Raw genomic sequence first — 18757 nt, 5'->3', positions numbered from 1 at the left:
CTCCTCAGAGGACGGGTGCCGGCGCATCGGCCAGTTCCGTCAGGAACGACCGCAGCGACGCCGGCGACGTGTAGTGGTGGCCGACCGCCCCGATCGCTTCCGCACCGGTGGCGTTCTCGGCCCTGTTGTCCACGAACACCATCTGACCCGGGTCGATTCCCAAGCGCGCACAGGTGTCGCGGTAGATGGATGCCGCGGGCTTCAGGACGTGCTCCTCGGCGCTCACCACGACGGTCTCGAACAGCGAGCCCATCGGGGAGCGGCGGTACGGGTCGCCGAAGTCGAAGCCCGCGTTCGAGAGCAGGGCCAGCCGGGTGCCGGCGTCGTGCAGCTCCTCGACGATCTCGAGGGTCTCCGGCTCGACCTCGAACCACCCGGTGAAGTCGATCGCCCAGAACCGGTGGATCTCGGAGATGCTCCAGGTCCGTCCGGTCCGCTCCGCGATGGCACGCCAGTACGCCACGACGGACAGGTCCCCACGGTCCAGGTCGTGCCGGAGCTCCTGGTAGACCGGGAACAGCTCGTCCGCCGGGACCCCGGTGGCGGCCACGAGGGCGTCCCGCGAGGCGTGCGGCGTCCGGCTGATCACCTCGCCGTAGTCGAAGACCACCACGCGACCAGGCAGGAACAGGCTCATGTGCTCCACCGTAACGTGGGGCCGGTGAACGACTTCGTGCCCGTCCGACCGTCCGATGCCGCCGCGTGGGTCACCGCGCCGACGGGGGAGTCCACCAAGTACCGCCGCGGGGTGCTCGGCGTCGTGACCGGCTCCGACCAGTACCCCGGCGCCGCGGTGCTCGGGGTCGACGCCGCCGTGCACACCGGCGTCGGGATGGTCCGGTACGTCGGACCCGCACGCGCCACCGACCACGTGCTCACCCGCCGCCCCGAGGTCGTGTCCGGCGTCGGCCGCGTGCAGACCTGGCTGGTCGGCAGCGGGATCTCGGCACCGTCGCTCGGCGACCTGGACGAGACGACGGCATCGGGGTTCTCGCACGCGTCCGACGACGGCGTGCCGGTCGTCGTCGACGCCGGGGCGATCCCGCTCGTCGACCTCGGGCCGCTCGCCGTGCTCACCCCGCACGCCGGTGAGCTCGCTTCGTTCCTGGGGGCCGACCGCGCCGAGATCGAGCAGGACCCGGCCGCCGCGGCGCTCCGTGCGGCCGAGCAGACCGGCAGCGTCGTGCTGCTCAAGGGGGAGCGGACCCACGTGGTCACCCCGGACGGGGCGGTGCGGCTCGTGGCGTCGTCGGCGACGCCGTGGCTCGCGGCGGCCGGGGCCGGGGACGTGCTGGGCGGGGTGCTCGGGGCGCTCGTCGCCGCGCGGCAGGGTTCCGTCGAGGCGGCCGGGTCGTCGCTGACGCCGTCGGACCTCGCGCACCTGGCCGCGTCGGCCGCGGTGGTGCACGGGCTCGCGGCCCGGCGGGCGTCCGGCGGTGGGCCGTTCCCGATGACGAGGCTCGTCGCCGAGCTGCCCGGCGTCGTGCGCGACCTGGTCGTGGACGGCGACGCGCGCGGGTAGCGGCCGGTGCGCGTGCACCTTCCGACGATCCACGAGGTGATCGACGCGTGTTCCGTCGGAGGATGCGCACGCAATGGGTTCGTGCGCATGTTCCGACGGGACACCACGGGTTCGACAGGTGGAAGGTCGCAACATGCGCACGCATCGGGCAGCGAGTGCAGCCCCGGACACGACGACGGACGGGAGGTGCGGGGCCAGCCGACACCGCGCCTCCAGGCCGTCGGCGGTCACGTCACGGGCGCGACGCGCGTCGCGGACGTCAGCTCGCGGGGGTTGCGTGCACGAGGAACTCGACCGAACCGGCGTCGTCGACCTTGACGAACCCCAGGCTCGGGGCCTGCACGCCGTAGTCCGAGAAGGTGATCGGGACCGAACCGGAGATGTCGACGCCGTCGCCGTTCAGGCCGACCTGCAGCTTCGCGGTGACGTCCTTCGTGACGCCGTGCAGGGTGAGCTTCCCCGGAGCCGTCACGGTCGTCGTGTCGGAACCGCTCGGGACCGCGTCGGCGATCGGCTCGGTGAGTTCGAACGTGGCCTCGGGGAAGGCCGCTGCGTCCATCGCGGAGTCGCGGAAGTAGGCGTCGCGCTGGTCGGAGTCGGTGGTGATGTCGGCGACCTGCACCGCGATCTTCGCGGCGGTGATGCTCGTGCCGTCGACGGTCGCGGTGCCGGAGACGCTGTCGGTGCGGCCGCTGACGGTGACGTCGGAGCCGTTCAGGACCTCGTGGACGCGGTACCCGGCCTCGGAGTCGCCGCCCACCGTCCACTCGCCGGACAGGTCCGTGTCGTCGAGGGTGGAGGCCTCGCGGGTGGCGGCCACGGACGGCGCGGCCGAGGCCTTCGCGTTCTCGGTGCTCGTGTAGACGTTCGTGAAGACCACCGCACCCACGACGCCGAGGACGACGACGACGGCGATGACGGAGATCCAGATGACGGCCTTGCGGCGCTTGCGCGGGGTGTCGGAGGTCACGAGCTGAACGGTGACACGTCATGCTCGGGAGAGCCTGAGATCGTGGCAGCGATCGCCCCCGGTCCGGCCGCTACGCTCGTCCGGTGCAGAGGACCTCGACCCGGTGGCTCGAACTCGCCGGATTCGTCCTGGCGTTCGTCGCCGTGCACGGGTTCCTGTGGTGGCTGACCCTCGTGTCGGCGAACCTGCCGCTCGGTGACGTGACCATCACCTACAGCCGCTGGATCGAGACCGGGCGGACCGCGGACTTCTGGGTCGGCATCGACGGCGCGTGGGTGTACCCGATCCTGGCGATCGTGCCGATGGCCGCCGCGGCGCTCGGGGGGATCGCGTCGATCGGCTCCGGGTGGCTGCTGCTGATGGTGCTGCTCGACGCCGTGGCGTGCGCCTTCCTGTGGCGGTTCCGGGCGCGTGTGGGGTCGTCCGACCGCTTCGATGTGCACGGCGTGCGGGTCGTCTGGTGGTGGCTGCTGTTCCTGCTCGCGCTCGGGCCGATCGCGCTCGGTCGGATCGACACCGTCGCGACGGTGTTCGCGCTGGTGGGCGTGGCGTTCGTGGCCTCGAGGCCGGCCGTCGCGTCCGCGCTCTTCACCGCCGGCGCCTGGACGAAGGTGTGGCCCGCGGCGCTCGTCGCGGTGCTGCTGCTCCTGCGACGCGGACACCGCCGGGGTGTGCTCGCCGGAGCCCTGGTGCTGAGCGCCCTGATCGTGCTCGTCGACGTGCTGTGGGGCGGTGCGCCGTTCCTGCTGTCCTTCATCGGTGAGCAGACCGGCCGTGCGCTGCAGATCGAGTCACCGCTCGCGACGCCGTTCATGTGGGCCGCAGCCTTCGGCGTTCCGGGGGCAGCGGTGTTCTACGACCAGGAGATCCTGACCTTCGAGGTGTCCGGTGCCGGCACGTCCGCCGCCGCCGCGGTGTCGACGCCGTTGATGGCCGTCGTCGTGGTGGCCGGGGTCGTGCTCGCGCTCTGGGCCGCCCGCCGCGGCGCCCGTCGGGCCGAGCTCGCGCCGGTCCTCGCGCTCCTGTTCGTCGCGGCGCTCATCGCGACGAACAAGGTGGGGTCGCCGCAGTACATCGGCTGGTTCGCGGTGCCGATCGTGTGGGGGCTCTCCGCGGGCACCCCGAGTGCGCGTCGGTTCGTGCCGATCGCCGTGCTCGCGCTGCCGATGGCCCTGCTCACGCAGCTGATCTACCCGGGGTACTACGACCAGGTGCTCACCGTGCAGCCGTGGATCCTCGTGGTGCTCACGCTGCGGAACGTGCTCGAGGTGGCGATCCTGGTGTGGAGCGTGGTCGTGCTGGTGCGGATGGGACTGGTTGCGAGGTCCGGACGGGTGTCGGCGCGCTCGTCGCCGTCCGTGCGCGACCAGCCCGAGCCGGGCAGGATGGACGCATGATCGTCGCCTTCTCCGTCGCTCCGTCCGGTGGTCCCGCTGCAACGTCCGACGGGTCCGTGCACGACGCCGTCGCGGCCGCCGTGCGCGTGGTACGCGAGAGCGGGCTGCCGAACCGCACCTCGTCGATGTTCACCGAGCTCGAGGGGGAGTGGGACGAGGTCATGGACGTCGTCAAGCGCGCGACCGAGGCCGTGAGCGCCTACGGCACGCGGGTGTCGCTCGTGCTCAAGGCCGACATTCGACCGGGCCACACCGGCGAGATCGACGGCAAGCTCGAGCGGCTCGAGGCGGCACTAGGAGAGTAGCGTTCGGCGTTCGGCGTTCGGCGTTCGGCGTTCGGCGTTCGGCGTTCGGCGTTCGGCGTTCGGCGCTGTCGCTCGGTGCTCGCGCTCAGCGCTTGTCGCGTCGCCGTGCCCGGGTTCGACGGCGGGGGTCCGGCCCGAGCACCACGAGCACGGTGAGCAGCGCGATGCCGGCGAGCACGGCGACGAGCACGATGACCATGCCCATCGGGTCGGTGGCGTCCTCGCAGTTCGCGGGCGCACCGGCGGGGCACGAGGCGAGCACGGTCGTCGTGAGGGTCACGTGGTCATTGAACAACGATGGCCCGCGCGACACGCCGACGCCCTCCCACGGATGTCGGTGGTCGGGTGTCTCATGGCCCGTGTCGAGCCACATCCGGTGGCCCCGAGACGACGAGGAGTGCGTGATGACCCACGACGGCTGGTGCCCTGACTGCGACCTGCAAACGGTCGTCATCGACACGGACGAACAGGGCGAGAACGCCTGGGCCACGTGCGCCGAGTGCGGCGTCGGCTGGACGCACCGGGACGAGCTGCCCGAACTCGCTCCCGCATCCACGCGTCCCGCCCACACGGAGCGTCGGGCGGCCTGACCGGACCCGCTCGGGGTGCGGCCACGTCAGCGGGCCGCTTCAGCCCGGGCACGACCCGTGTCGGCCGCGCATGGCGACTTCCGTTCGGCCTTTGGAGCGGTCTACACTGCTCGGACCGGATGGTCGTCGCCACCCGGACCGTCCCGTTCGCTGCTGAATCCGGACCGGCACCCCGTTCGGGCGTGGCCGCGCTGCCGATCGGCACGTGGACCGCCACGATCGCGGACCGCCCCGCCGACACCGTCCAGCCGACACCCCGATCCGACGCCGTCCGTGCAGGACGTCGTCCGAGAACAGGCCTCATGTCACAGCTCACGCCTGCGCGTCGCACCGCCGCGCTCATCTCGCTCGCCCTCGGTGGCTTCGCCATCGGGTCGACCGAGTTCGTTGCGATGGGCCTGCTGCCGAACATCGCGCAGGCCCTGCTCCCCGAGCAGTACGGCATGGATCCCGACGCCGGGATCGCCCACGCCGGCTGGCTCGTCAGCGCGTACGCCCTCGGGGTCGTCGTCGGTGCGCCGACCATCGCGGCGATGTCGGCCCGGTTCCCGCGCAAGGGCCTGATCCTCGTGCTGCTCGTCGGGTTCGTCGTCGCGACGATCGCGAGCGCGCTGCTGCCCTCGTTCGGTCTGGTGCTCGTCGCCCGCTTCGTCGCGGGTCTGCCGCACGGCGCCTACTTCGGCATCGCGTCGATCGTCGCCGGCGACATGATGGGTCCAGGCAAGCGCGGCAAGGGCATCGCGATGGTGCTGCTCGGCCTGTCGGTCGCGAACGTCGTCGGGGTCCCGGCGATCACCTGGGTCGGACAGGTGGCCGGGTGGCGGGTCGCCTACGGCGTCGTCGCCGCGCTGTTCGCCGTGACGTTCCTGGCCGTCGCGGCCTTCGTGCCGAAGAGCGCTCGCGACGAGCACGCCACGATCGGTCGCGAGCTCCGGGCGTTCCGCGTCCCGCAGATGTGGATCGTGATGGGCCTCGGCGCCGTCGGGTTCGGCGGGTTCTTCGCGGTGTACTCGTACATCTCGCCGCTCGTGCAGAACGTCACCGGGATGCCCGAGTCGTTCGTGCCCATCGTGCTCGTCGTCGTGGGCATCGGCATGGTCGTCGGCGGGGTGCTCGGCGGACACCTGGCCGACCACAGCGTGAAGCGCACGATCTACGTCGGGATGTTCGCGCTCATCGGCGCCCTGCTCATCACTGTCCTGACGGCGCAGTGGCTCTGGGGCATGCTGCTCGGCGCGTTCCTGCTCGGGGCGACCTCGTCGGCGATCCCGCCGGCGGTGCAGTCGCGCCTGATGGACGTCGCCGGGGACGCCCGCACGATCGCGGCGGCGCTGAACCACTCGGCGTTCAACATCGGCAACTCGATCGGTGCGGCCCTGGGCGGCGCCGTCATCGCGGCCGGCTTCGGGTTCCTCGCACCGGGCTGGCTCGGCATCGGCCTGGCGCTGCTCGGCGTCCTGGTGACGATGGTCAGCTACGCGGTCGAGCGGCGGAGCACCCGTCGTGCCGCGGTCCGCTCCTCGTCACCGTCCACCGGTCCGATCACCGCACCGGTCCCGATCCACTGACCGCGCGGGGTGCGCGCACGCACCCACCGGACGGGAGGCCCGTGGCGCCGCCGCCACGGGCCTCCCGTCCGTCTCGTGGCGCGGCCACTGCACATGGTGAGCAGCAATGGTCGGGTTCCGTGACGGAACCCGACCATTTGTGCTCACGAAGCGCAACGCAACGCGCGCGCTAGAGCCCCAGCGGGCTCCCGTCCTGCACGATGATGCCGTCGGTGATCGCACGCTTCCGGAGTGCGACCTTCGTGCCGACGTCGAAGCCGGCGACGCGGTACTTCTCGCGGATGCGCTTGAGGTAGCTCTTCGCGGTCTCCTCGGAGATGCCGAGCTGGTAGGCGACGCTCTTGACGGGCTCGCCACCGCCGTACAGGGCCATCACGCGACGCTCCTGGGCGCTGAGCTTCGGCACGCCGCCGACGTCGCCGCTGTTGATGGCGAGGTCGAGCTCGGCCGAGACGTACTGCTCGCCGCGCTGGGCGGAGCGGATCGCCTCGACGATCATGTCGGCGTCCTCGCTCTTGACGAGGTACCCGAGGGCGCCGGCGCCGAGGGCTTCGCGCACGACGTTCGGCTCCGAGTAGGTGCTCATCACGACGGTCTTGACGCCCGCGGTCTTGAGCGTCGAGATCTTCAGCGACACCGGGATGGAGTCCTTGAGGTCCAGGTCCAGCAGCACCACGTCGACGGGGAACGCCGGGCTCGTCAGCAGCTCGGGCCAGGTCGTGACGGCGGCCACCAGGGTGATGTCGTCGGCGGCGTTCCGGATCCACTCCGTGAGCGCGCCGAGGAGCATCCTGTGGTCGTCGACCAGTGCGAGTCGGATCGGTTCCTCTGGAGTCGCCATGCTGGCGTCCTTTCTCGGTGCGGTTGCTCGGCCGATCCTAGGAGGATGCGGGCTGGAAGTCGGTGAGGCGTGCGGGTGTCCGGCGGCTACATCGACGGATGTCGGTTCACGACGCAGTGCGCGACGATGTGCAGCGTGCCGTCCCGGACGGTCTCGGTGTACGGGCCGATGCGCTGCAGGGCGCTCCAGGCCGTCGGACCGAGGCTGCGCCGGGGCACGCCGCGGGACTCGATGACGACGGGCACGTCCATCGTGTCGTCGCTGACCGGGTGGCCGTCGGAGCCGATCGGGCCGAGGGTGACGGAGACGACGGGCATGCCGGGCTGCGCGGTGCGGCCGTCGCCGACCATCTGCCAGATCGCCTGCAGCAGCCCATCGCGCTGGGCGGGGGAGAGGTGCCCCGCCAGGGCGGTCGGGTCGGCGACGCTCACCGAGCGACCGAGGTGGTCGGACTCGGTGATCGCGTGGTAGAGCCAGGTCTCGCGGCGGCCCTCGATCAGGTGCAGGCGGAGCTCGGTGGCGAGCGACGCGGCGACGGAGCTCGAGGCGTCGGACAACGGCAGCGGGTCGGTGCCGTTGGCGACGGCGTCGAGCAGCTTCTCGGCGGCCAGGTCGAGCCGGGCGAGTTCGTCCGAGGCGAGCATGCCGACGGCGAACTGCGGTGCCTGCACGTTGCTCTGCACGAGCACCCGGTCGAGTTCGCGCTGCACGAGCTGGCGGAACCGCTGCACGACGTACAGCGCGAGCGCCGGCGGCACGACGACGAGCGACAGCAGGGACACGATGCCGGGCATGGTGTCGTTCGTGATCGGCGTCGACGCAACAGCCATCACGACGAATGCGAGGCCGAGCACAGCGATGGCGGCTGCGACCTCCCGGGCAGGCCGGAGCGTGGCGATCGGCAGCAGGGCGAACCCCGCGGCCATCGACGCCGTTGCGGTGTGCGCGATGTCGTGCTCCGGCCAGATGCCGATGAAGTCGAGCGTGACCACGCAGGCCAGCACGACGCAGATCAACGCGAAGGCCGGGCCCGTCAGTCGTTCGCCGTACGTCAGGACACTGAGCCCGACGCCGACGGCGGCGACGACGTAGAGGGCCCACGCGACCGCGGGCAGCCACGGGTCGGAGTACTCGTTCCAGCGCACCAGGAAGAACGCGATGCCGGCGGCGGCCTCGATCGCGGTGAGGACCGCGGCGCCGAGTCCGAGGTAACCGGCGCCGAGCGAGGCACCGGGCTTCGCGGCCTGCCGCAGGGACCGGGCGCCGGTCGACGTCGACGGGAGCCCTCTGGCCTGTCGGCGCTCGCTCGTCCGGTACCGCTCGCGGGCCTCGCGGCGGGTGCGGGGTGCGGGCGGAGCCGTCTCGCCGGGCAGGCTGCGGCCGATGGTGTCCTCGGGGACCCGGGTCATCGCGGTGCCTCCAGGACGACGGTGGTGCCGGAGCCCGGCGCGGAGAAGAGCTTCGCATCGCCGCCGACCTCGCGCAGGCGGTTGACGACGCTCTCCTTGAAGCCGAGTCGCTCGGCGCTGACGGTGGTGAGGTCGAAGCCGACGCCGGAGTCGGTGACCATCGCACGGACGACCTCGTTGTCGTGGACGATCGTGACGTGCGCCTCGCCGACGCCGGCGTGCCGACGGACGTTCTCGAGACACTCGCCGAGCGCGAGCAAGAACGCGTCGAGCACGTTCGACGGCAGCAGGACCTGACCGGTGCCGTGCCAGCTGACCTCGAGTCCCATGCGGCCGAAGCGCTGCTTGACCGACTCCAGGGTCTGCCCGAGGGGCGATTCCTCTTCACGGGTGAGTGAGTAGTCACCGGACTGCGAGGGCTGCGGGGTCGCACCGAGGCGCAGGTGGCGCAGCAGTCGGGCGTCCTCGGCGGCCTGCTCGCGCATCGCCTGCTCGGAGACGCCGACGCCGGAGTGCGCCAGCAGCGTCAGGGTCGCGAGCACGGTGTCGTGCAGGAGGCGGGCACCCTGGCGGCGCTGCGCCTCGGTCTCGCTGGCCTGCCGTTCGGCACGGTGGGCGGTGCCGATGCTGTAGATGCGTCGGGCGACGCGGGGGATGCTGCGCGAGATCCAGATCGCCACGACGGCCATCAGGACCCACCCGAGCAGTGCGCCGCTGACGGGGGTGGACAGGAGTGAGCCCGACCCCCAGACCATGAGCACCACCACGGCGCCGCCCCCGGCGATGGTGATGCCGAGACCGACCGGGTGCCCGCGCTGCGCCATCAGCGGTGCCGAGAGCCCGCCGGCGGCGAGGGGCATGACGGCGCTGGCGACGAGCGGACGTGCCGAGTCGTCGACGCCGGTGAAGAGCAGCACCATCGCGGCGAGTCCGGCGACGACGATGGCGGCGGTCCACCACACCTCGCCGCCGCGGCCGAAGCACACGAGCGCGGTGATCATCGCGGCGATGCAGAGGAGCGCGCCGACGAGGGGCAGCGTGGGCACGGCGGCGGCGGAGAGGATGCCCACGACGCTGACGAGCGCGCAGACGATGCCCACGACACGGGTCGCCGACCGCAGCAAGCGGTCGCGTTCCTGTGCGATGAAGTCCATCGATGTCCTGGTTGGTGACGATCTGGGTGGTGCGGGAAACCGAGCGTCGGTCAGTGCCGGGCTCCACGCCATCATTCCACGCGCGCCACCCGTTGGGGGGTCTTCGGCGCGCCGTGGTGGCCGGCGCGCCCGATCAGGACTCGAGCAGCCGCCGCAGGTGCGCCCCGACCTGCTCGTGCTCGATGAGGAACCCGTCGTGTCCGAACTCGCTCTCGATCACCGCTGCGGTGTCCCCGTCGAGTGCGTCCGGCACGCCCGCGGCGATCCGGTGCTGGTCCTCGACGGGGAACAGCCGGTCGCTCGAGATCCCCACGACCAGGGTCCGTGCGGTCACCAGCCCGAGGGCGGCCGACACCCCGCCACGCCCGGCACCGACGTCGTGCGAGTCCATCGCGTACGTCAGCGTGACGTAGCTCGAGGCGTCGAACCGCCGGGTGAACTTGTTGCCGTGGAAGTCGAGGTAGCTCTCCACTGAGAACCGCCCGTCGTCGCCGAGCGGGGAGACGTCGCTCTGCCAGGACCGCGCGAAGCGGCTGTTCAGCTCGTCCGAGGCGCGGTACGTCATGAGCGCCATCCGCCGGGCCAGGGACAGTCCGCGGTGCGGGCCCTCGCCGACATCGGCCTCGTAGTAGTCGCCGCCGGCGAACGCCGGGTCCATCTGGATCGCCGCCCGCTGCAGCGAGTTCGCCGCGATCTGGTCGGCGGTGGTCTGCGCCGTCGACGCGAGGACCGCCAGCCGCTGCACGCGCGCGGGGTGCGAGACCGCGAACTCGAGGGCGTGCATCCCGCCCATCGACCCCCCGACGACGGCCGCGAAGGTCTCGATGCCGAGCCGGTCGGCGAGCTGCGCCTGCACCTCGACCTGGTCGCGCACCGTCACGAACGGGAACCGTGCGCCCCACTCCGCGCCCGACGGCGACACCGACGACGGCCCGGTGGTGCCCTGGCACCCGCCGAGCATGTTCGGCGCGATCACGAACCACCGGTCGGTGTCGATCGCCCGCCCCGGGCCGACGACGTCGCCCCACCATCCGGCGGTGCGGTGGCCAGGGCCGGCGGCACCCGCGACGTGCGAGTCCCCGGTCAGTGCGTGCAGGACGAGCACCGCGTTGTCGCGAGCGGCGTTGAGCGTGCCCCACGTCTCGTACGCCACGCGCACGGACGGCAGGCGGCCGCCGCGCACCCACTGCTCGCCGAGGGACTCGAACCGGCGTGCACCCGGGTGGTCACCGGGACGCCAGGCACCGGTCACGGGCGGCTTGCCGAGGGTGCCGAGTTCGGTGCCGGGCACCAGGGTGGACGGCACGGAGTCCTCGGGGGTCGTCTGCCAGTCCATCGTGCGTCCAGTCTGCCGGGAGGCGCGGGTCGCCGCCGCCGTGTTACGTCACGCCCGCCGCGTGGCCGGCCTCCGGGCCGCGCTCGGAACGCGCTCGCCGTTCCGTGTGTGCGCATCTTCCGACATCGTGCGCGTCGTTCGACTCGTGGATCGTCGCACCATGCGCAGGTACCGGATGCGTGTGCAACGAACGACGTCCCACGCGTCGATCGACACGTGGGACGTCGCAACATGCGCGCGCATCGGCAGGCGAGCACGCAGCCGGTGGCGTACCACCCCTCCGCGCGCTGGCTCTCCCCCTAGGCGCGCTGGCTCTCCTGCGTGATCGCCCGGGCCGCGGCGAGCCCGGCCTCGAGGTCGGCCTTCAGGTCGGCGATGTTCTCGATGCCGACCGACAGGCGGACCAGGCCGGGGGTGACCCCGGTGGTGAGCTGCTGCTCGGGGGTGAGCTGCGAGTGCGTGGTCGACGCCGGGTGGATGACGAGCGAGCGGACGTCGCCGATGTTCGCCAGGTGCGAGAACAGCCGCAGGTTGTCGACGAACGCCTTGCCCGCGGTGACCCCGCCCTTGAGCTCGAACGACAGCACGGCACCGACGCCCTTCGGCGCGTACCGGTTCGCAGCCGCGTACCAGGGGGACGTCGGCAGTCCGGCGTAGGCGACGGTGGCGACGTCGGGGTGCTGGTCGAGCCACTCCGCGATCTCCTGCGCGTTGGACACGTGCCGCTCGATGCGGAGCGACAGGGTCTCGATGCCCTGGAGCAGGGCGAACGCCGTGTCCGCCGAGTTCGATGCACCGAGGTCGCGGAGCAGCTGCACCCGGGCCTTCACGATGTACGCGAGCTCGTTGCCGACCGCCTCGGCGAAGACCGCACCGTGGTACGACGGGTCGGGCGTGTTGAACTCCGGGAACCGGTCGGCGTGCTGCGACCAGGCGAACGTCCCGCCGTCGACGATGATCCCGCCGATGACCGTGCCGTGGCCGCCGAGGAACTTCGTGGCCGAGTGCACCACGATGTCGGCGCCGTGCTCGAACGGACGGATCAGGTACGGCGTCGCGATCGTGTTGTCGACGATGAGCGGGACGCCGGACTCGTGGGCGACGTCGCTGACGCCCGTGATGTCGAGGACGTTGATCTTCGGGTTGCCGATGGTCTCGGCGAAGAACAGCTTCGTGTTCGGTCGGACCGCGCGGCGCCACTCCTCGAGGTCGTCCTGGTCCTCGACGAACGTCGTCTCGATGCCGAGCTTCGCCAGCGTGTACTTGAACAGGTTGTACGTGCCGCCGTAGATCGACGACGACGACACGATGTGGTCACCCGCACCGGCGATGTTCAGCACCGCGTAGGTCTCGGCCGCCTGGCCGGACGCGACGAGCAGGGCCCCGGAGCCGCCCTCGAGCGCGGCGACCCGCTGCTCGACGACGTCGTTCGTCGGGTTCATGATCCGGGAGTAGATGTTGCCCGGCTTGGCGAGCGCGAACAGGTCGCGTGCCTCGTCCGAGTTCGCGAAGACGTACGAGGTCGTCTTGTAGATCGGCGTCGCCCGGGCGCCCGTGGTCGGGTCCGGCTGCGCGCCGGCGTGGACCTGGGTGGTCTCGAACTGCCACTGCGCGGCGTCGTGCTCGGTCATCTTGGTGCTCCTGTCCGGTGCGGCTGGTCGTCGGGTCGCCCTGCGCTCGGGCTGGAGGCGCGGCGCGGCTGTGCGTCGGGTGTCACGGTACGCAGGTGGCCGGGCCCGCACCACCGCACCCGCCTCGGGACGTAACGCACCCGCCCGACGCGCCCCGCGCCTCCCGTCCGCGGAGCGCGACGCTGGGTCGCACCGTGCGAGGTCACCTGTGGTGCGAGGTTCCGGACTCGGTGCAAGCCTCGGTCCCCTGCACCACGGACGGAACCTCGCACCGTTCGCGGATGGGCCTCGCACGGTGCGAGGAAGGGGGAAGGGGTCACGCGTCGCGGCGGAACAGCCAGCCGACCTTCGGCTCGAGCAACCACCGCATCCCGCGCCGCACGAAGGGCTGCGCCAGGAAGAGGCTGACAGCACACGCGATGACGACCATGAGGAGCACGAACGGCCAGGCCGAGTGCTCGCCGGCCAGGACGCCGGACTCCCGGATCGGGTAGAGCACGAACGTGTGCAGCAGGTACACGTACATCGTCGCCGCGCCGAACTGGGTGATCCAGATGTTCCGACGGGGGATGAGCACCAGGAACGACGCCGTCAGCAGGGTCGCGAGCAGCATCAGGCCGAAGCGCACCGCACCCGCCCACCAGGCGTCCTCGCCGAGCCCCGAGTAGGAGTCGTCGTAGAAGAACCAGTGGTGCAGGTCGAACTCCTTGAACTGCGGGATCCAGACCGCGCACGACACCGCCCACGCGGCGAACACCACCACGGCGGCGATCCGTACCCGGACGACCGTTCGGCGGGACGCCTCGTACCAGCGGTCGAAGACGCCCCACTGCTTGACCTGCCACCCGAGCAGGAAGAGCGGCAGCAGGCTGATCGCGCGGGACAGCGAGAGCGTCGAGTCGACGTTGTCGAAGTAGCCGACCCCGATGCTGAACACGACCGCCCAGAACAGCGGCCACCGCAGCTGCGCAAGGTACGGCAGGATCAGCTTGAAGATGCCCAGGGCCAGCAGGAACCACAGGGTCCACGTCGGCTTCGTCGGGTTGAAGTCCTTGCCGCCCTCGACGATGCCCTGCACCACGGTCCAGATCGTCTGCATGATGATGTACGGCACGACGATGTCCGTGATCGTCCGGCGCATCCGCTTCGCCGTCGGGGTGTCCGCCGACGAGAAGTAGCCGCTGATCACGCCGAACGCCGGCATGTGGAACGCGTAGACGAACGTGTAGAGGGCCAGGGCGTGCTCGCTCGCCGGCGTCTGCCGCTGGATCGCGTGGCCGATGACCACCAGCGTGACCGCGACGAACCGCGCGGTGTCCCACATCGGGATCCGGCGCGGGGCTCGGCCGGGCTCGAGCTGCGTCGCCGGGGCCGAGGGGGCGGGAGGGGCGGCATCCGTCGTCATCGCCGGTCACGTTACCGGATCGTGACCTGGACGGCCCGGTGCGGTGCCGGAAGCGTCCCGCTCGGTACGGTGGACGGACCGGGCCACCACGCGCTCCGGTCACCGACGCAGGAGGCAGATCACATGGCAGCACGGCGCGCAGTCGTCACCGGAGCGAGCTCGGGCATCGGGGCGGCCACCGTCCGGCTGTTCCGGTCGCGGGGCTGGGACGTGCTCGCCGTGGCCCGCCGCGCCGCGAAGCTCGAGGCGCTCGCCGCGGAGACCGGGGCCGACACCCTGGTCGCCGACATCACGGCCGCCGACGACGTCGCGGCGCTCGCCGCGCGGGTCGCGGACCTCGGCGGCGCCGACGTGCTCGTGAACAACGCCGGTGGGGCGTTCGGTTCGGCGAGCGTCGAGGAGTCCGACGTCGACGACTGGCGCGCCATGTTCGAGGTCAACGTGATCGGCACGAAGCGTGTCGTCTCCGCGCTGCTGCCGCATCTGCGTGACCGCGCTCGCGCGTCCGGGGGAGCGGACATCGTCACGGTGACCAGTACCGCAGGGTTCGTCGCGTACGAGAACGGTGGCGGCTACAACGCCGCGAAGTTCGCCGAGCACGCCCTGGTCGGCGCACTCCGGCTCGAGCTGAACGGCGAGCCGATCCGCGTCGTCGAGATCGCGCCGGGCATGGTGAAGACCGACGAGTTCGCGCTCACCCGGTTCCGCGGGGACCAGCAGAAGGCCGCCGCGGTGTACGACGACGTGCCGGAGCCGCTCGTGGCCGACGACGTCGCCGAGGCGATCGTGCACGCGGTGGAGCTGCCGGCGCACGTGAACCTCGACCTCGTGACGATCCGGCCGGTGGCGCAGTCGGCGCAGCACAAGCTGGCGCGCGGCCCGCTGACGCCCCGCTGAGCCGACGCGCGCGGGACCCCCGCGGGACCCCCGCCGCAGCCGCGCCGCACCGGCGCCGGACCCGCGCAGTGCCCGCGCCGGACCCGCGCAGCGCCCGGGCGGCGGGCGTGGGTCGCGGGCGCGGGCTCCCTGCCGGTACCGTGGTCGGATGCCGATCAGCAGCGAACCCGAGCCCGCGGCTCCGTCCACCGTGACCGTGACGAGTGGGCCCGAGGTACTCGGCTGGCTGGAGTTCGGTGACGCCGCACGACTGCTCGCCAAGGACGTCCTGTCCAGCGGCTTCGAGCCCGAGGTCGTCGTCGCCGTCGCCCGCGGCGGACTGATCATCGCCGGCGCCGTCGCGTACGCCCTCGGCACCAAGGAGTGCGGCTCGATCAACGTCGAGTTCTACACCGACGTCGAGCAGCGGCTGGAGGAGCCGGTCGTGCTGGCCCCCGCCCTCGACGCCCCGAGCCTGGCCGGCAAGCGGGTCCTCGTCGTCGACGACGTGTCGGACTCCGGCCGCACCCTGCGCCTGGTGGTCGACATCATCCGGAACGCCGGTGCCGACGTCCGGAGCGCCTGCCTGTACTCGAAGCCCGGCACCGTCCTCGAGCCCGACCACGTGTGGCGCCGGGTCGACGGCTGGATCACGTTCCCGTGGAGCGCCCTCGCCCCCGTGACGGCCGAGTCGTGAGCATCCACCTGGTCGGCGGCGGTCTCTTCGCCGCCTCGGACGCCGCTGCACCGTTCCTCGCCGAGGCGACCGCCCGTTCGGCAGCGGTCGGTCGGAGCGTCCCGCGCATCGCCCTGCTCTCCGTGGCGGGCACGGACGGCGGCAGTCCGTCGTCGACCGCCGACATCGCCGAGGTCCTCGGCGGTGCGCGCACGGCCGAGGTGCTCGTCACCGAGGTCGCGGCCGGTCAGGTCTTCGACACCACCGTCCTGAGCGACGTCGACGCCCTGGTGGTCGGTGGCGGCGTCACCCCCGACTACCTGGCGGCGATCGCCCCGCTCGTCGACCAGCTCCGGCTGCTCGTCTCCGACGGTCTGCCCTACCTCGGCTACTCGGCCGGTGCGATGATCGCCGCCGACCGTGCCCTGGTGGGCGGCTGGCGCATCGGCGGCGTCGAGATCTGCCCCGAGGCGGCGTCCGAGGGTCTGGACGAGGTCGAGCTCCGCGAGGGCCTCGGCCTGGTCGACCTGACCATCGACGTGCACGCGGTGCAGGCCGGCACACTCGCGCGGCTCATCGCCAGCGCCGAGGCCGAGTTCGTCACCGCCGGACTCGCGATCGACGAGGACACCACGCTCGTCGTCGGCGAGGGCGCGCTCGAGGTCCGGGGGACCGGCAGCGTCTGGCGCGTGATGGCCGGCGAGGAGTCGGTGGCCGTCGCCACCATGGGCGCGTAGCCGCCATGGAACCACGGCCGCTCGCCGACCTGGTCGACCCCGGTTGGGCCGATGCCCTCGCAACGGTCGAGCCCGACGTGCACCGGATCGGTGCGTGGCTGCGCGACGAGACCGCCGCGGGCCGGCACTACCTGCCCGCCGGCAGTGACGTCCTGCGCGCGTTCACGACCCCGTTCGATGCCGTCAGGGTGCTGGTCGTCGGGCAGGACCCGTACCCGACGCCCGGCCACCCGATCGGTCTGTCCTTCGCGGTCGACCCGGCCGTCCGTCCGGTGCCGCGGAGCCTGGCGAACATCTACCGCGAGCTGTCCGACGACCTCGGGGTGACGCCGCCCCCGCACGGCGACCTGCGGGCGTGGTCCGACCAGGGCGTCCTGCTGCTCAACCGGGTGCTCACCGTGCAGGCGGGCGAGGCAGGCAGCCACCGTGGCAAGGGCTGGGAGGCGGTGACCGACCAGGCCGTCCGCGCGCTCGTCGCCCGTGGCACCCCGCTCGTCGCCGTGCTCTGGGGTGCCCAGGCCGGGTCGGTGCGGCCGCTCCTCGGCGACACCCCGGTCGTCGCGTCGGCCCACCCGAGCCCGCTGAGCGCGTCGCGCGGGTTCTTCGGCAGTCGCCCGTTCTCGCAGGTGAACGCGCTGCTCGAGTCGCAGGGCGCACCGCCCGTCGACTGGACGCTGCCCGCTCAGTAGGCTCGGCACGTGCTCGAGGAGGAATACCAGCGACGGCGGGTCCTGCCGCGACACCTGCGTGCCCCGGCGGCGACCGAGACGGCCTTCGAGTACCGCATCCGTGCGGCCGAGGTGGGGGACCTGCCCCACGTGCGCGAGATCCACACGCACTACGTCCGCAACTCGTCGGTGACCTTCGACCCGGCGGCGTTCACGTACGCCGCGTGGAAGAAGCGTTACGACGACATCCGGAAGCGCCGCCTGCCGTTCCTGGTGGCGGAGAACCCCGCCGGCCATATCCTCGGGTACGCCCTGGTCGACGCGTGGAACCCGCGGGACCGCTCGAACCACGTCGTCGAGGACTCGATCTACCTCGGCGCCGCGTCCGGTGGCAAGGGGCTCGGCCGCGCGCTGATGGAGGCGCTGCTCGACGAGTGCCGCTCGGCCGGCGTGCGCGAGGTCGTCGCCGTCATCGCGGACCGGCAGGCCGAGGCGTCGATCCGGCTGCACGAGCGGCTCGGCTTCGAGGAGGTCGGCCGGATGGGCAAGGTCGGCTACAAGTACGACCGCTGGCTCGGCACGGTCACGATGCGGCTCCGCCTGCGCGGCCCGCGGCTGTTCGCGCGTCGACGCTGACCGAGCCGGCAGCGGCGCCGGTACCGACGCGACGGACCTGACGGACGTCCGTCACGCTCGAGCCGCGGCCGCGGGGCGGACGGGAGGCCCGTGGCGGCCGCGGCACGCGCCTCCAAGCCGTCGCCCGGTCGCGTCAGTCCGCCGGCGCCTCGGTGATGAACTCGTCGCGCGTCACGCGGAGCAGCGCGGTGGCCGCCGCCGCCGCGGCGTCCGCGTCACCGTCGACCGCTGCGCGCCCGACCGCCTGGTGCCGGAGCGCCGCCTCGCGCGTCCAGCGCGTGATGGGGTCGCGCGACTCCGACGTGCGGGTGCGGAGCAGCGCCTCGACCGTGCCGGCGAAGTGCTCGAACACGGCGTTCCCCGAGCCGCCGAGCAGTGCACGGTGGAAGCGGACGTCCGCCTCCAGGTAGGCGCGGCTGTCGTCGCGTCCACAGGCATCGAGCATGTCCTCGGCGGCGGCGAGCACGGCGTCCGCACCATCGGTGCCGGCGGTCAGGGACGCCGCGACCGGTTCGACGCCGAGCCGGAGCTCGACGAGCTCCCGCTGCTGCACGAAGTACGCCGGTGAGGTACCGCGCCACCGGATCACCGTGGGGGCGAGCAGCTCCCACGCGGTGATGTCGCGGACGAGCGTGCCGACTCGCTGCCGGGGCTCGACCAGGCCGAGGGACTGCAGGACGCGCAGGGCCTCGCGGACGACCGAACGGGACACCCCGAACTCGTCGGCGACCAGTTCGGGTCGCACGACGGAACCCGTGGCCAGGTCGCCGTCGACGATCCGCTGGCCCAGGGTGTCGAGCACGTGGGCGTGCAGTCCGCGTGCGGTGGGCATCGTTTCCTCCGTGCAGTACGGGTCACGCGGTCGCCGTGACGCCGGTCCCATCGAAGCGGCAGACTCCGGGGACGGGCGGTTGGCGCGCGGGAGGACGTCGTATAGTCTGATTAATCAGATTATTGAGGGTCGGCGTTCCTCGCGCCAGTCCACCCTCGACACGAAGGCGACGGAGCCGCGCAGCAGCGACTCCAGGAAGGGGCG

Annotated in this window: 20 protein-coding genes; 10 read left to right on the top strand and 10 right to left on the bottom strand. The window is 72.1% G+C overall.

Annotated elements, in window-relative coordinates; all coding sequences use genetic code 11:
- Nucleotides 1-4: 4 nt before the first annotated feature.
- The gene (locus Q9R26_RS08835; protein ID WP_311227058.1) at nt 5-637 is read right to left on the bottom strand and encodes an HAD family phosphatase; all 633 of its coding nucleotides are present in this window, start codon (nt 635-637) and stop codon (nt 5-7) included.
- A gap of 24 nt (nt 638-661) precedes the next feature.
- Here Q9R26_RS08835 and Q9R26_RS08830 point away from each other — a divergent pair, with 24 nt between their 5' ends.
- Nucleotides 662-1522 (top strand): ADP/ATP-dependent (S)-NAD(P)H-hydrate dehydratase, encoded by an 861-nt coding sequence (locus Q9R26_RS08830; protein WP_311227057.1) that lies wholly within the window; start codon nt 662-664, stop codon nt 1520-1522.
- Between the two features lie 259 nt (nt 1523-1781).
- Here Q9R26_RS08830 and Q9R26_RS08825 read toward each other — a convergent pair whose 3' ends face one another.
- Nucleotides 1782-2492, bottom strand: coding sequence for a YceI family protein (locus tag Q9R26_RS08825; protein ID WP_311227056.1), 711 nt, complete (start codon nt 2490-2492; stop codon nt 1782-1784).
- Between the two features lie 83 nt (nt 2493-2575).
- Between Q9R26_RS08825 and Q9R26_RS08820 the strand changes: the two genes are divergently transcribed.
- On the top strand, nt 2576-3889 hold the full coding sequence (locus Q9R26_RS08820) for a glycosyltransferase 87 family protein (protein WP_311227055.1): 1314 nt from the start codon (nt 2576-2578) through the stop codon (nt 3887-3889).
- The gene (locus Q9R26_RS08815; RefSeq protein WP_262138348.1) at nt 3886-4194 is read left to right on the top strand and encodes a thiamine-binding protein; all 309 of its coding nucleotides are present in this window, start codon (nt 3886-3888) and stop codon (nt 4192-4194) included. The genes Q9R26_RS08820 and Q9R26_RS08815 overlap by 4 nt, the downstream gene beginning before the upstream one ends.
- 85 nt (nt 4195-4279) lie before the next feature.
- Here the strand turns inward: Q9R26_RS08815 and Q9R26_RS08810 are convergent, their stop codons facing one another.
- Nucleotides 4280-4474 carry a hypothetical protein gene (locus Q9R26_RS08810; RefSeq protein ID WP_259578088.1) on the bottom strand — a complete coding sequence of 65 codons (195 nt, stop codon included), beginning with the start codon at nt 4472-4474 and terminating at the stop codon, nt 4280-4282.
- 124 nt (nt 4475-4598) lie between these two features.
- Here Q9R26_RS08810 and Q9R26_RS08805 point away from each other — a divergent pair, with 124 nt between their 5' ends.
- Complete coding sequence (locus Q9R26_RS08805; protein ID WP_259578086.1) at nt 4599-4784, top strand: hypothetical protein; 186 nt, start codon at nt 4599-4601, stop codon at nt 4782-4784.
- Between the two features lie 302 nt (nt 4785-5086).
- Nucleotides 5087-6352, top strand: a complete 1266-nt coding sequence (locus Q9R26_RS08800) for an MFS transporter (protein WP_311227054.1) — start codon at nt 5087-5089, stop codon at nt 6350-6352.
- 169 nt (nt 6353-6521) lie between these two features.
- Here Q9R26_RS08800 and Q9R26_RS08795 read toward each other — a convergent pair whose 3' ends face one another.
- The 6 genes from Q9R26_RS08795 to Q9R26_RS08770 form a co-directional block, all read right to left on the bottom strand.
- A complete protein-coding gene (locus Q9R26_RS08795) occupies nt 6522-7193 on the bottom strand; it encodes a response regulator transcription factor (RefSeq protein WP_017888182.1) in 672 nt (223 codons plus the stop codon).
- Between the two features lie 86 nt (nt 7194-7279).
- Entirely contained in the window at nt 7280-8602 is a 1323-nt protein-coding gene (locus Q9R26_RS08790) for a hypothetical protein (protein WP_311227053.1), read from the bottom strand.
- A complete protein-coding gene (locus tag Q9R26_RS08785) occupies nt 8599-9756 on the bottom strand; it encodes a sensor histidine kinase (protein ID WP_182066483.1) in 1158 nt (385 codons plus the stop codon). Before Q9R26_RS08785 ends, Q9R26_RS08790 begins: the two co-directional genes overlap by 4 nt.
- A 133-nt stretch (nt 9757-9889) precedes the next feature.
- The gene (locus Q9R26_RS08780; RefSeq protein ID WP_311227052.1) at nt 9890-11092 is read right to left on the bottom strand and encodes a homoserine O-acetyltransferase; all 1203 of its coding nucleotides are present in this window, start codon (nt 11090-11092) and stop codon (nt 9890-9892) included.
- Between the two features lie 299 nt (nt 11093-11391).
- Nucleotides 11392-12723 carry a bifunctional o-acetylhomoserine/o-acetylserine sulfhydrylase gene (locus Q9R26_RS08775; protein ID WP_311227051.1) on the bottom strand — a complete coding sequence of 444 codons (1332 nt, stop codon included), beginning with the start codon at nt 12721-12723 and terminating at the stop codon, nt 11392-11394.
- 316 nt (nt 12724-13039) lie between these two features.
- The gene (locus Q9R26_RS08770) at nt 13040-14128 is read right to left on the bottom strand and encodes an acyltransferase family protein (protein WP_311227050.1); all 1089 of its coding nucleotides are present in this window, start codon (nt 14126-14128) and stop codon (nt 13040-13042) included.
- A gap of 123 nt (nt 14129-14251) precedes the next feature.
- On the opposite strand from Q9R26_RS08770, the gene Q9R26_RS08765 reads away from it, so the two are divergent.
- From Q9R26_RS08765 to Q9R26_RS08745, 5 genes are all read left to right on the top strand, one after another.
- Nucleotides 14252-15025, top strand: coding sequence for an SDR family oxidoreductase (locus tag Q9R26_RS08765; RefSeq protein ID WP_311227049.1), 774 nt, complete (start codon nt 14252-14254; stop codon nt 15023-15025).
- Nucleotides 15026-15173: 148 nt separating this feature from the next.
- Complete coding sequence (locus Q9R26_RS08760; RefSeq protein ID WP_051596753.1) at nt 15174-15701, top strand: phosphoribosyltransferase; 528 nt, start codon at nt 15174-15176, stop codon at nt 15699-15701.
- Nucleotides 15698-16417, top strand: a complete 720-nt coding sequence (locus Q9R26_RS08755; protein WP_311227048.1) for a Type 1 glutamine amidotransferase-like domain-containing protein — start codon at nt 15698-15700, stop codon at nt 16415-16417. Before Q9R26_RS08760 ends, Q9R26_RS08755 begins: the two co-directional genes overlap by 4 nt.
- Nucleotides 16418-16422: 5 nt before the next feature.
- Nucleotides 16423-17106 (top strand): uracil-DNA glycosylase, encoded by a 684-nt coding sequence (locus tag Q9R26_RS08750; RefSeq protein WP_311227047.1) that lies wholly within the window; start codon nt 16423-16425, stop codon nt 17104-17106.
- A gap of 9 nt (nt 17107-17115) precedes the next feature.
- Nucleotides 17116-17721 carry an N-acetyltransferase family protein gene (locus Q9R26_RS08745; protein ID WP_311227046.1) on the top strand — a complete coding sequence of 202 codons (606 nt, stop codon included), beginning with the start codon at nt 17116-17118 and terminating at the stop codon, nt 17719-17721.
- 133 nt (nt 17722-17854) lie between these two features.
- Here Q9R26_RS08745 and Q9R26_RS08740 read toward each other — a convergent pair whose 3' ends face one another.
- Complete coding sequence (locus Q9R26_RS08740) at nt 17855-18553, bottom strand: FCD domain-containing protein (protein WP_311227045.1); 699 nt, start codon at nt 18551-18553, stop codon at nt 17855-17857.
- Nucleotides 18554-18757 lie beyond the last annotated feature (204 nt).

The sequence above is a fragment of the Curtobacterium sp. BRB10 genome (assembly GCF_031844325.1).
Lineage (GTDB): Bacteria > Actinomycetota > Actinomycetes > Actinomycetales > Microbacteriaceae > Curtobacterium > Curtobacterium poinsettiae_A.
The sequence above is the reverse complement of the archived record's forward strand: the minus strand, read 5'-3'. Positions and strand labels throughout refer to the sequence as shown.